Below are 12,197 nucleotides of genomic sequence, written 5' to 3'. Positions count from 1 at the left end.
GTATGAGCACAGACGGTCAGGGAAGAAGTCACTGGTTCGACGACGAGGCCGGACCGGTCGTCCGTCCGTACGCCATGACGCGCGGCCGTACCACCAGTGCGGTCCAGCACCGCCTCGATCTGATCGCGGTGGTCGTCGCCGAACCCCACGCCGACGAGGCGGAAGAGGACCCCGCGCTGTCCCCGGAGCATGTGGGCATCGTGGAGCTGTGCCAGGACGCGCCGCAGTCGGTCGCCGAACTCGCGGCCGGACTCAACCTGCCCATCGGAGTGGTACGCGTCCTCGTCGGAGACCTCGTGGACGCGGCATTCGTCCATGTGAACCGGCCAGTACCCCCTGCCGAACTGCCGGACGAGAGTATTCTGCGCGACGTGATCAACGGCCTCCGAGCGCTGTGAGCAGCGCGAAAGCGAGGTGAGGACGTGACCGGCTGGCAGTTCTGGGTGGACCGGGGCGGCACCTTCACCGACATCGTCGCGCGCCGCCCGGACGGACGGCTGCTGACGCACAAACTGCTGTCGGAGAACCCGGCGCGGTACGCCGACGCGGCGGTCGCCGGCATCCGTGCCCTCCTGGGGGGCGCGCATGAGCCCGTCGAGGCCGTCCGCATGGGCACGACGGTCGCGACCAACGCCCTTCTCGAACGCAAGGGCGAGCGCACGCTGCTCGTCATCACCCGCGGCTTCCGTGACGCGCTGCGCATCGCCTACCAGAACCGCCCCCGGATCTTCGCCCGCCGCATCGAACTCCCGGAGCTGCTGTACGAGCGGATCCTGGAGGTCGACGAGCGCATCTCCGCCGACGGCAGCGTCCTGCGCGCCCCCGACCTGGACGCCCTCGCCGGTCCCTTGCGGGAGGCGTACGACGACGGGATCAGGGCCGTCGCCGTCGTCTGCATGCACAGCTACCTCCACCCCGCCCACGAACAGGCCGTCGGGCAGCTGGCCGCCCGCACGGGCTTTCCGCAGATCTCGCTGTCCAGTGAGGTCAGCCCCCTCATGAAACTCGTCCCGCGCGGGGACACCGCCGTCGTCGACGCCTACCTCTCGCCCGTGCTGCGCCGCTACGTCCGGCACGTCGCCGACGAACTGCGCGGGGTGCGACTGATGTTCATGCAGTCCAACGGAGGGCTTGCGGAGGCGAGCCAGTTCCGCGGCAAGGACGCCATCCTGTCCGGGCCCGCGGGCGGCATCGTCGGCATGGCCCGGATGTCCCAGCTCGCGGGCTTCGACCGCGTCATCGGCTTCGACATGGGTGGGACCTCCACCGACGTCTCCCACTTCGCGGGCGAGTACGAACGCGTCTTCACCACACAGATCGCCGGCGTGCGGCTGCGGGCCCCGATGCTGGACATCCACACCGTGGCCGCGGGCGGCGGATCCGTCCTGCGTTTCGACGGCTCCCGCTACCGTGTGGGACCGGACTCGGCCGGCGCGGCCCCTGGGCCGGCCTGCTACCGCGGCGGCGGCCCGCTCGCCGTCACCGACGCCAACGTGATGCTCGGCCGCATCCAACCCGCCCACTTCCCCGAGGTGTTCGGGCCCGACGGCGACCAGCCCCTCGACGACGCCCTCGTACGGGACCGCTTCATCACCCTGGCAGGCGAGATCCACCAGCAGACCGGCGACGACCGCACGCCGGAGCAGGTCGCGGAGGGCTTCCTCCAGATCGCCGTCGCCAACATCGCGGGCGCGGTGAAGCGGATCTCCGTCCAGAAGGGCCACGACGTCACCCGCTACGCCCTCACCACCTTCGGTGGTGCGGGCGGTCAGCACGCGTGCATGGTCGCCGACTCGCTCGGCATCCGTACCGTGCTCGTCCCGCCCATGGCGGGCGTGCTGTCCGCCCTCGGCATCGGGCTCGCCGACACGACCGCCATGCGCGAACAGTCCGTGGAGGCACCGCTGGAGGCCGCCGCGCTGCCCGGCATCCTCAAGACCGCCGACGATCTGGAGACGGCGGCTCGCGCCGAACTGCGCGCCGAGGACGTCCCCGACGACCGCGTCCACGTCACCCGCCGCGCGCAGCTTCGCTACGACGGCACCGACACAGCCCTCACCGTAGAGCTCACCGAACCCGCCGTGATGAGGCGGGCTTTCGAAGAACGTCATCGCGCGACGTACTCCTTCACGCTCGACCGCCCGATCGTCGTCGAAGCACTCTCCGTGGAAGCCACTGGCATCACCGAACCCCCCGATCTGTCCGCCCTCGCCCCGTACGAAGGCCGCACCGCCGCACCCCGGACCGTCCGCCTCCACACCGGCGGCGCCTGGCGCGACGTACCCCTTCACCGCCGCGAGGACCTCCCTCCCGGCGAGACCGTCACCGGCCCAGCGATCATCACCGAGGCCAGTGCCACCACCGTGGTCGACGAAGGCTGGGAGGCCACGACGAGCCACGACGGGCATCTGGTCATGGAACGCGCCACGATTACGCAGAGTTCCGATCTCGACACGAAAGTCGACCCGGTCCTCCTTGAGGTCTTCAACAACCTCTTCATGTCCATCGCCGAACAGATGGGCGCCCGCCTGGAGTCCACAGCCCAGTCCGTCAACATCAAGGAGCGCCTCGACTTCTCCTGCGCCCTGTTCGACCCCGACGGAAACCTGGTGGCCAACGCCCCGCACATCCCCGTCCACCTGGGATCGATGGGTACGAGCGTCAAGGAGGTCATCCGCCGCCGCGGCTCCTCGATGCGCCCCGGCGACACGTACGCGGTCAACGACCCATACCACGGCGGCACGCACCTGCCCGACGTCACCGTGATCACCCCCGTCTTCGGCACCGATGGGGCCGAGCACACCGAAGTCACGGAGAGTGAGTGCAAGCTCCTCTTCTACGTCGCGTCGCGCGGCCACCACGCCGAGATCGGCGGCATCGCTCCGGGGTCCATGCCCGCGAACAGCCGCACCATCGAGGAGGAGGGAGTCCTCTTCGACAACTGGCTGCTGGCCGAGAACGGCCGCTTCCGCGAAGAGGAGACCCTCCGCCTCCTCACCGAGGCGACGTACCCCTCACGCAATCCGCGGACCAACCTCGCCGACCTCCGCGCCCAGATCGCCGCCAACCGCAAAGGCGTCGACGAAGTGGCCCGCATGATCGAGGACTTCGGGCTCGACGTCGTACAGGCCTACATGAGGCACGTCCAGGACAACGCGGAGGAAGCCGTGCGCCGAGTCATCGACGCCCTGGACGACGGCGAGTACGCCTACGAGACCGACTCCGGCGCCGTCATCCGGGTACGCGTGCGCGTGGATCGCGAGAACCGCTCCGCGACCGTCGACTTCACCGGCACCTCACCGCAGCTGCCGACCAACTTCAACGCACCTTATTCCGTCGTCAACGCGGCCGTCCTGTACGTCTTCCGGACCCTGGTCGCCGACGACATCCCGCTCAACGACGGCTGCCTGCGCCCCCTGAGGATCGTCGTGCCGCCCGGCTCCCTGCTCTCCCCCGAACCGCCCGCGGCCGTCGTGGCCGGCAACGTCGAGACGTCCCAGGCGATCACCGGCGCCCTCTACGCGGCCCTCGGTGTCCAGGCCGAGGGCTCCGGCACCATGAACAACGTCACTTTCGGCAACGAACGCCACCAGTACTACGAAACCGTCGCCTCCGGATCCGGCGCAGGTGACGGCTTCCCCGGCGCGAGCGTCGTCCAGACCCACATGACCAACTCCCGGTTGACCGACCCCGAGGTCCTCGAGTGGCGGCTGCCGGTCCAGCTCGAGGAGTTCGCGGTCCGGCCCGGCAGCGGAGGCGCAGGACGGTGGCGCGGTGGGGACGGCGCGATCCGCCGCATCCGGTTCCACGAGCCCATGACCGTCTCCACCCTGTCCCAGCACCGCCGGGTCCCCCCGTACGGCCTCGCGGGCGGCGCCCCGGGCGCGCTGGGCGCCAACAGGGTGGAACGGGCGGACGGCACCGTGGTCCTGCTCGGCGGCAGCGACTCCGTGGATGTCGGCCCTGGCGACGCACTCGTCATCGAGACCCCCGGCGGCGGAGGCTACGGCTCCCCGCCCAACACCCCCAGTCAAGCCATCAAGCAGGAGAAGTGATCGATGATCTTCGGGCGTTCTGAGCGCGGCAAGTCCCCGGTCGAGCCCGTCACGCTCAAGATCCTGGTGGCCGGCGGCTTCGGCGTGGGCAAGACCACTCTGGTCGGCGCCGTCAGCGAGATCAAGCCGTTGCGCACCGAGGAGTACCTCACCGAGGCCGGCCGTCCGGTCGACGACACCACCGGCGTCGAGGGCAAGCACACCACCACCGTCGCCATGGACTTCGGGCGCATCACCCTGCGCGAGGACCTCGTGCTGTACCTGTTCGGGACGCCGGGCCAGGAGCGCTTCTGGTTCATGTGGGACGAGCTCTCCGAGGGCGCGCTCGGCGCGGTCGTGCTCGCCGACACACGCCGCCTGGAGGACTGCTTCGCCGCCGTCGACTACTTCGAACGGCGCTCCATACCCTTCCTCATCGCCGTCAACTGTTTCGAGGATGCCGCCCGTTACCCGGAGGAGGACGTGCGCCGGGCCCTCGACCTCGATGACGGCGTACCGGTGGTGCTGTGCGACGCCCGCGACCGCAGGTCGGTCCGGGACGTTCTGGTCGGCGTGGTCCAGCACGCGATGGACTACGGGGCCGAACGCCGCCAGGCCGTCACCACCTGAGGCGTTCGCACGGCCGAAGGCCGGCACGGCCCGTACCCCCGCCGACCGGGGTACGGGCCGTGACTCAGAGGGCGTGCGGCCGCGGAGCCGCACGCGCGTGTGGCACGACGGAGGCACGCGCGCGTGTCGTGGATCGGAAGAACACGCGCGTACTAGCCTTCGCCGTCCTCCAGCCAGCCGAGGCTCTTCTCCACGGCCTTGCGCCAGTTGTGGTACTCGCGGTCACGCACCGCCGCCTCCATCGCCGGGGTCCACTCGGCGTCCTTCTGCCAGTGCGCCTTGAGCTCGTCGAGGTCGTTCCACACGCCCGTGGCCAGCCCCGCCGCGTACGCCGCGCCCAGGCAGGTCGTCTCGGAGACCCGCGGCCTGATCACGGGCACGCCGAGCACGTCCGCCTGATGCTGCATCAGCAGGTTGTTCTTGGTCATTCCCCCGTCCACCTTCAGGGTCGTGATCTGCACCCCGGAGTCCTGGAACATGGCGTCCACGACCTCGCGCGTCTGCCAGCTCGTAGCCTCGAGCACCGCCCGCGCGAGGTGGGCCTTCGTGACGTAGCGGGTGAGTCCGGTGACGACACCTCGTGCGTCGGAGCGCCAGTAAGGCGCGAACAGCCCCGAGAACGCGGGCACGATGTACGAGCCGCCGTTGTCGTCGACGCTCGCTGCCAGGCTCTCGATCTCGTCAGCCGTACGGATGATGCCGAGCTGGTCCCGGAACCACTGCACGAGCGCACCCGTTATGGCGATCGAACCCTCCAGGCAGTAGACAGGCGCCTCGCCGCCGATCTTGTAGCCCATCGTCGTCAACAGCCCGCTCTTCGACGGCACCGGCCGGTTGCCGGTGTTGAGCAGCAGGAAACTCCCCGTCCCGTACGTGTTCTTCGCCGTGCCCACCTCGTAGCAGGCCTGGCCGAACACCGCCGCCTGCTGGTCGCCCAGCGCCGAAGCGACCGGCACGCCGTCGAGTTGGCCGACTGCCGTGCCGTACACCTCGGCGGAGGACCTGATCTCCGGCAGGACGGCTTCGGGCACGTCCATCGCGGCGAGGATGGAGGCGTCCCACTGGAGGGTCTCCAGGTTCATCAGCATGGTGCGCCCGGCGTTGGTGACGTCGGTGACGTGCCGGCCGCCGTCGGCGCCGCCGGTGAGGTTCCAGATGAGCCAGGAATCGATGGTGCCGAAGGCGATCTCGCCGCGCTCGGCGCGCGCCCGCAGACCCGGCACGTTGTCCAGCAGCCAGGCCGCTTTGGGCCCCGAGAAGTAGCTGGCCAACGGCAGCCCGGTCTGCTCGCGGAAACGGTCCTGCCCGTCGGATCCGCCCAGTTGGCTGCAGAGCGCCGCTGTGCGTGTGTCCTGCCACACGATCGCGTTGTGCACCGGCTTGCCCGTGGCCCGGTCCCACAGCACGGTCGTCTCGCGCTGGTTGGTGATGCCCAGGGCGCTGATCTGGTCGGCGCGCAGCCCGGCCTTGGCCATCGCCCCGGCGACCACCGCCTGCACCTTGGACCAGATCTCGGTGGCGTCGTGCTCCACCCAGCCGGGTTTGGGGAAGATCTGGCGGTGTTCACGCTGGTCGACGGCGACGATCGCGCCGTCACGGTCGAAGATGATGCAGCGGCTGGAGGTGGTGCCCTGGTCGATTGCGGCGACGTACTTCTCTGCGTTGTCCGTCATGGCTACCCCTTGGGCTGGGTTGGGAGGGTTGCGCGGATGGCTGCAGCGCAGGGCTGCGCAGTGCTGCGGGATGTCCGCGTGGATCGCCGCTGAGCCGGCTGCTCGGGAGGCGTCGGACGACTGCTCAGAAGGCCGCGTTGTAGAGGAGACCCGCGAGCGCTCCGCCGACCAGCGGGCCGACGACCGGGATCCAGGCGTAACCCCAGTCCGAGGTGCCCTTGTTCGGGATGGGCAGGAAGGTGTGCACGATGCGCGGGCCGAGGTCGCGCGCCGGGTTGATGGCGTAGCCGGTGGGCCCGCCGAGGGAGAGACCGATACCGACGACGAGCAGGGAGACGATCAGCACCGTTGTCCCGGATTCCCCGAGCCCCTTGGTCAGCCCGAAGGCAAGGATCGGCAGGACCAGGGCGATCGTCGCGATGATCTCCGTGATCAGGTTGGCGACCGGGTTCCGGATCTCGGGAATGGTGGAGAAGATGCCCAGCGTGGGAGTGGGCTCCTCGGCCACGCCCTCGGTGGTGCCCTTCTGCTGGACGTTCGCCTGGAACTGAGCGAGGTACACCAGGTACGCGAGGACGGCCCCGAGTATCGCGCCGACCAACTGGCCCAGCAGATACACCCACACCTTGCCCCACTCGCCCGTGTCGACGGCGATGCCCAGGGTGACGGCCGGATTGAGGTGCCCGCCCGACAGCGGCGCGGCGGTGTAGGCCCCCGCCAACACGCCGAACCCCCAGCCGAAGGCGATCACGACCCAACCTGAGGCTCGAGCCTTGGAGTATCTGAGGGTGACGGCGGCGCAGACGCCCGCGCCGAACAGGATGAGGATCGCGGTACCGATGACCTCGCCGACGAATATGTTTCCGTTGCTCATGGCGGCTCCTTGGCCCGGCCCGGGGCGGGTCGACCCCGGTGCTCCGTGCAGGGTGCGGTTCCCGTGGCTGCTTCGGCCAAGGCAGGGAGTTCCCGCGCCCCACCCGGCGTCCGTGACGAGCGTGCCGTCCTGGCCGAATCGCCCGTGGGGGAGCGGGCCTTCCGTCGGGAAGCCCGCTCGGCGCATGCCTGGATACGCCGAGAATGTACGGCGATGTCGGCTGACACCGGGAAGTGTTCACCGGTGCCCAGGGAGCGTCAAGGAGGCCGACGGCAACGGTTGGGCGTGCGGAGGACGGACCGTGGAGGCCGAGGCCCGGAGGAGAGGGCACCCTGGACACACGGCGCCGCCTCTGGGCGCCAGTGCCGCGCGCTGCAGTGGGTCCTTCCCCGGACGCGGCGACTCGCCGGACACCGCACTCTCGGCAGCCGACCGGCCGGTACAAGGCCCGAGGCCACCCGTGGTTCGGCGTGCCGCTGCCTCTGAAGCCACTCCGTGGCCGCTTTCGGGCACCGCAGCCTCACCAGGGCCCCAGACCTGTCCAAGGGACCGGACCGCCGGCCCTTGAAGCCCACGCGCCGAGCTCACCAACGGGGTTCGACATCCTCGGATCAGCCCCGTCGAGTCAGCTCCCCGCTCAACCGTCTGCCGGGGCGGCCCCCAGGTCAGTTCATCCCCGGCTCCGCCCCGACCGCCCCCGTTCCCGCAGAAGCCATCGGCGGCGCCCCACGCCGGATCTCGTATCCGGCCAGCCCGGCGTGCCCCACCACCCAACTCGCCCCTCTCAATGACTTCGCAGCCTTCTTCAACGGCGCGAGACACGCCGCCGCCTGCCGGTGATCGGTCACACTGCCCGGCCGGCACAGGACCGTGGCCAGCGACAGCGTGACCGGGTGCCCGCCTGCCGACCAGGGGGCGTCCAGTACGGAGGCGGCCAGCGGATCCAGGCCTTCCGGATCGGCCAGCACCAGGAAGTCGTCCCCTCCGATGTGCCCCACGCGCGCGTGCCCTGTCGCCGCGATCTGCAGGGCCGCTCCGACCGATCGGATCAGCTCGTCACCCGCCGCGAACCCGGCCCCGTCGTTGACCTGCTTGAAGTGGTCGATGTCCAGCCAGCTCAGCGCGAATGTCCGCCCCTCCGCGATCCGCCGGACCACCTCCCCGGTGATCGCGTCCGAACCGGGCAGCCGGGTCAGCGGATTCAGCCCGGCCGCCTCCTCGACCCTGTTCTCGGCCAGCGCCCGAACGAGGTCCGCGAGCCGGACCACGCCCACGCATCGCCCGTTGCGGTCGACGACGGCCACGTCGTCGGAGGTGCGGTCCCGGCCGCCGACGGCGACGACGTCCAGTACCTCCCACGCCGTCGCGTCGACGCCCACCGTCCGCGGCGGATCGCCGAGCCTGGCCGCGGGACGGTCCGCGTACAGGGCGTGGCCGTAGCGGCCCGACATCGACAGCAGGAAGCGTGACCGGTGCACCGAGCGGACCGGAACCCCCGCGCGGTCCACGAGCAGCACCCCGGACACCTCCGGGGACCCGGTCAGCAGCGCCCGCACCTGACCGGCGGAGGCGGTCGCGGGCAGTTGTGCGGCAGGCCGCACGAAGTCCCGCACCGACGGCCCCGACCGTGGCGCCGGCTCAAGGCCGGGGCCGAGGGGTGGAACGTACACGTCGGCGGCCGGCAGCCGGCTCGGCGGCGCGAACAGCGCGCCCTGCGCCAGCTGCGCCCCGGCCGACAGCGCGGCCGCACACTGCAGTTCGGTCTCCACGCCCTCGACGACCAGGAGCGCCCCCAGCTCGTCGCACAGGGTTCGCATCGCCCGTACCGCCGCGGGTCGTGCCAGGAGTGAGGCGTCGAGCTTCACCAAATCCGGCGCGATGTCGACGAGCAGCCGCAGGGGCGCGTCCCCGTCCCCGACCCCGTCCGCGCTGATCCGGAAGCCCTGGCCCCGGAGCGCGGCCAGAGCCTCCAGGAGCGCGGGCTGCGGCACGTGCGTGTAGGGCGGAACGACGTCCAGCGTCACCTCCCATGGCAGTCGCCCTGCCTCGCGCACGGCGTCGTGCAGGGTGGTGAGACCGCCGAGGTCGGCCAGAGTGCCGGCGAACACGTTCACGTGCAGGGGCAACAGGGTTTCCTTGCGCGCCGCCGCGCGAACCGCCAACACGGCCAGCCGGCCGTCGAGTTCGGGTTCCCGGCGGGCCCGCGCCAGGATGTCGCCGACCTCGGGGCGGGCGAGTATCTCCAGCCCCGCGACTCCTCCGGTGGTGAGGTTGACCACTGGCTGGAAGGCGAAGCGGAGAGTGTCCGTCCAGGAGTGCACGGGAGCATGATGGCGCTGCCGGGCGTGCGCTCAGACGCAGTTCATGAGACGTTCACACAGGATTCCGGGGTAGTGACAGAGTGTGAGGACGGCCGGCTCGACGGCCGCGGCGCATCGAGGCATCCTTTCCCGCTCACCGTAGGGCGATCACCGCCGAACCATGCCCGAACAGCCCCTGGTTCGCCGTGACGGCCACGCGCGCGTCCGCGATCTGACGATCGCCCGCCTGTCCCCGCAACTGCCAGGTGACCTCGCAGACCTGGGCGATCGCCTGAGCCGGCACCGCCTCCCCGAAGGAGGCCAGTCCTCCGCTCGTGTTCACCGGTATACGGCCGCCCGGCGCCGTCGCGCCCTCCCGCAGCAACTTGGCGGCCTCACCGTCGCCGCACAGCCCCAGATCCTCGTACCACTGCAACTCCAGGGCCGTGGACAGGTCGTAGACCTCGGCCAGGGACAGGTCCTCGGGACCGATGCCCGCCTCTTCGTATGCGGCTCGGGCGATCGAGGCCCGGAAGGGTGCACCGGCAGGCTCCACCGCCACCGCGGAATCGGTCGCGATGTCCGGGAGATCCAGCACCGTGTTGGGGTAGCGGGGCGTCACGGTGGAGACGGCTCTGATCCGCACCGGTTCCGCAGCACCGTGCCGACGGGCGAACTCCATGCTGGACAGCACCAGGGCCGCCCCGCCGTCCGAGGTCGCGCAGATGTCCAGCAGTCGCAGCGGATCGGCGACCACTGCCGACGCGGCCACCTCCTCCGCGGTGACCCGCTTCCGGTAGCGCGCGTTCGGATTCAGTGCTCCCATGGCGGCGTTCTTCACTTTGACCTGGGCGAAGTCCTCCGGCGTGTCCCCGTGCACCGCCATGCGTCTGCGCGCGTACAGCCCGAAGTACGTCGGATTCGTCGCGCCGAGCACCCGGAACCGCAGCCAGTCCGGGTCGTCCGGCCGGTCACCGCCCGCCGGGCGGAAGAAGCCCTTGGGGGCGGCGTCGGCCCCCACCACGAGGACCACGTCCGCGAGACCCGCGAGGATCTGGGCCCGAGCCGTGTTGATCGCCTGGGCCCCCGACGCGCACGCCGCGTACACACTCGCGACCCGGGCTCCCTGCCACCCCAGGGCCTTCGCGAACGTCGCCCCGGCCACATACCCCGGATAGCCGCCACGCACCGTGTCGGCGCCGACGATCGAACCGACCTCCCGCCAGTCCACGCCCGCGTCCGCGAGGGCCGCGCGTGCCGCCTTCGAGCCGTACTCGACGAAGCCGCGCCCCCACTTGCCCCAGGGATGCATCCCCGCGCCGAGCACCGCCACCTCTGCTGTCATCCCGCCACCCCCGTCGGCCGCCATCGCCAGGTCGTCCAGGTCGTCTCCGCGTCCTCGTCGAGCACGCCCGGGACGACCTCCACCTCCATGCCCACCGTCAGATCGGCGACGGTGACCCCGGGAACCGCCTGTCCCAGCACCACGATCCGCTCGGACTCCAGCTCCACAGCGATCAACGCGTACGGCTCCCACGGAAGTTCCGGGTCGGTCACATAGGGTGACGGAGGGCGGTACCGGCTGTCCGTGTAGGACCAGACGCGCCCACGTCGCGAGAGCGGGACCTCCTCCAGGCCGCCGCCTCGGCAACCCGGATTGCGACAGTGTGTGTCCTCGCGCGGGAAGAACACCGACTCACATGCCGAGCAGCGCGTACCCAGCAGTGTGAAGTCGTCTCCGCTCCCGGTGAACCACCCGGCGACCACGGGTGTGCGTGTACGCGACAAGGTCCCTCCTGGCTACGGAATCTGACGAGACGTCAGGAGTGTGGCACGCCCATCGGGAAATGGGCAGGGAGGAGACATGACACGACTCTCCAGCGCAGTGCGCGCTGTCGTCGCGGTACTCGCCGCCCTGCTGGCTGTGCCCACAGCCTCCGCCACCGCGCGGGCGCACACCGACCCCGGGGCCCCCACGGACTTCGTGGCCCTGAGAACCGTGGATCCGACGATCCTTCAGGAGATGCGCTACTTCACCCCGCACAACTTCGTCGGCGAGCCCATCGACGGCTACCGGCAGCCGATCTGCATCCTCACCCGGCCGGCCGCCGAAGCCCTCCACCAGGCCCAGACGAAGCTGCTGCGCCAGGGATACACACTCAAGGTGTACGACTGCTACCGGCCCCAGCGCGCCGTGAACCACTTCGTCCGCTGGGCCGAGGACCTGAACGACCAGGCGTTGAAGGAGGAGTTCTACCCGAACGTCGACAAGACCCGTCTGTTCGAGGACGGTTACATCGCCGAGAAGTCCGGTCACAGCCGCGGCTCGACCATGGACCTCACCATCGTGCGGCTCCCGGCCGCGCCGACCAGGCCCTACGTCCCCGGCGAACCCCTTGTTCCCTGCTACGCGCCACAACGGCAGCGCTTCCCCGACAACTCGGTCGACATGGGAACGGGGTTCGACTGTTTCGACACCCTCGCGCACACCCTCGACCCGCGCGTCCAGGGCGAGCAGCGCGCCAACAGGCTGCTCCTCAAGAGCACCCTGGAAGACCTCGGTTTCGTGAACCTCGCCGAGGAGTGGTGGCACTACACCTTCAAGCCCGAGCCCTACCCGGACACCTACTTCGACTTCCAGGTGTCCGCCGACTCCCTCGCCAGGGGCTACTGAGCCGCCTCCGTA

8 protein-coding genes and 1 pseudogene are annotated in these 12,197 nt (G+C 70.4%); 4 read left to right on the top strand and 5 right to left on the bottom strand.

The window, feature by feature from the left end; genetic code table 11:
* Positions 1 to 2: 2 nt before the first annotated feature.
* From OG289_RS10405 to OG289_RS10395, 3 genes and pseudogenes are all read left to right on the top strand, one after another.
* Entirely contained in the window at positions 3 to 398 is a 396-nt protein-coding gene (locus OG289_RS10405; RefSeq protein WP_327313729.1) for a DUF742 domain-containing protein, read from the top strand.
* A 24-nt stretch (positions 399 to 422) separates the two neighbouring features.
* A pseudogene (locus OG289_RS10400) lies at positions 423 to 4,078 on the top strand (hydantoinase B/oxoprolinase family protein).
* Positions 4,059 to 4,664: a GTP-binding protein gene (locus OG289_RS10395; protein ID WP_327313728.1), complete on the top strand. Its 606-nt coding sequence runs from the start codon at positions 4,059 to 4,061 to the stop codon at positions 4,662 to 4,664. The pseudogene OG289_RS10400 and the gene OG289_RS10395 overlap by 20 nt, the downstream one beginning before the upstream one ends.
* A gap of 152 nt (positions 4,665 to 4,816) precedes the next feature.
* On the opposite strand, the gene glpK is transcribed toward OG289_RS10395, so the two are convergent.
* From glpK to OG289_RS10370, 5 genes are all read right to left on the bottom strand, one after another.
* Positions 4,817 to 6,337: a glycerol kinase GlpK gene (gene glpK / locus OG289_RS10390; RefSeq protein WP_327313727.1), complete on the bottom strand. Its 1,521-nt coding sequence runs from the start codon at positions 6,335 to 6,337 to the stop codon at positions 4,817 to 4,819.
* 124 nt (positions 6,338 to 6,461) lie between these two features.
* Positions 6,462 to 7,211: an MIP/aquaporin family protein gene (locus OG289_RS10385; protein ID WP_327313726.1), complete on the bottom strand. Its 750-nt coding sequence runs from the start codon at positions 7,209 to 7,211 to the stop codon at positions 6,462 to 6,464.
* A 665-nt stretch (positions 7,212 to 7,876) separates the two neighbouring features.
* Positions 7,877 to 9,532, bottom strand: a complete 1,656-nt coding sequence (locus OG289_RS10380; protein ID WP_327313725.1) for a GGDEF domain-containing protein — start codon at positions 9,530 to 9,532, stop codon at positions 7,877 to 7,879.
* A 133-nt stretch (positions 9,533 to 9,665) separates the two neighbouring features.
* Positions 9,666 to 10,856 carry a lipid-transfer protein gene (locus OG289_RS10375; protein ID WP_327313724.1) on the bottom strand — a complete coding sequence of 397 codons (1,191 nt, stop codon included), beginning with the start codon at positions 10,854 to 10,856 and terminating at the stop codon, positions 9,666 to 9,668.
* Positions 10,853 to 11,278, bottom strand: coding sequence for a Zn-ribbon domain-containing OB-fold protein (locus tag OG289_RS10370; RefSeq protein ID WP_327320633.1), 426 nt, complete (start codon positions 11,276 to 11,278; stop codon positions 10,853 to 10,855). Before OG289_RS10370 ends, OG289_RS10375 begins: the two co-directional genes overlap by 4 nt.
* Positions 11,279 to 11,375: 97 nt before the next feature.
* Here OG289_RS10370 and OG289_RS10365 point away from each other — a divergent pair, with 97 nt between their 5' ends.
* Entirely contained in the window at positions 11,376 to 12,185 is an 810-nt protein-coding gene (locus tag OG289_RS10365) for a M15 family metallopeptidase (RefSeq protein WP_327313723.1), read from the top strand.
* Positions 12,186 to 12,197 lie beyond the last annotated feature (12 nt).

It is taken from the genome of Streptomyces sp. NBC_01235 (genome assembly GCF_035989285.1).
GTDB lineage: Bacteria > Actinomycetota > Actinomycetes > Streptomycetales > Streptomycetaceae > Streptomyces.
This window is presented reverse-complemented; position numbering and strand designations above follow the sequence as displayed.

What these genes read in the sequence shown, in the direction of transcription:
- OG289_RS10375 (WP_327313724.1), bottom strand. Translation starts at nt 10,856, where the DNA reads ATGACAGCAGAGGTGGCGGTGCTCGGCGCGGGGATGCATCCCTGGGGC.
- OG289_RS10365 (WP_327313723.1), top strand. Translation starts at nt 11,376, where the DNA reads ATGACACGACTCTCCAGCGCAGTGCGCGCTGTCGTCGCGGTACTCGCC.
- OG289_RS10395 (WP_327313728.1), top strand. Translation starts at nt 4,059, where the DNA reads ATGATCTTCGGGCGTTCTGAGCGCGGCAAGTCCCCGGTCGAGCCCGTC.
- glpK (WP_327313727.1), bottom strand. Translation starts at nt 6,337, where the DNA reads ATGACGGACAACGCAGAGAAGTACGTCGCCGCAATCGACCAGGGCACC.
- OG289_RS10405 (WP_327313729.1), top strand. Translation starts at nt 3, where the DNA reads ATGAGCACAGACGGTCAGGGAAGAAGTCACTGGTTCGACGACGAGGCC.
- OG289_RS10385 (WP_327313726.1), bottom strand. Translation starts at nt 7,211, where the DNA reads ATGAGCAACGGAAACATATTCGTCGGCGAGGTCATCGGTACCGCGATC.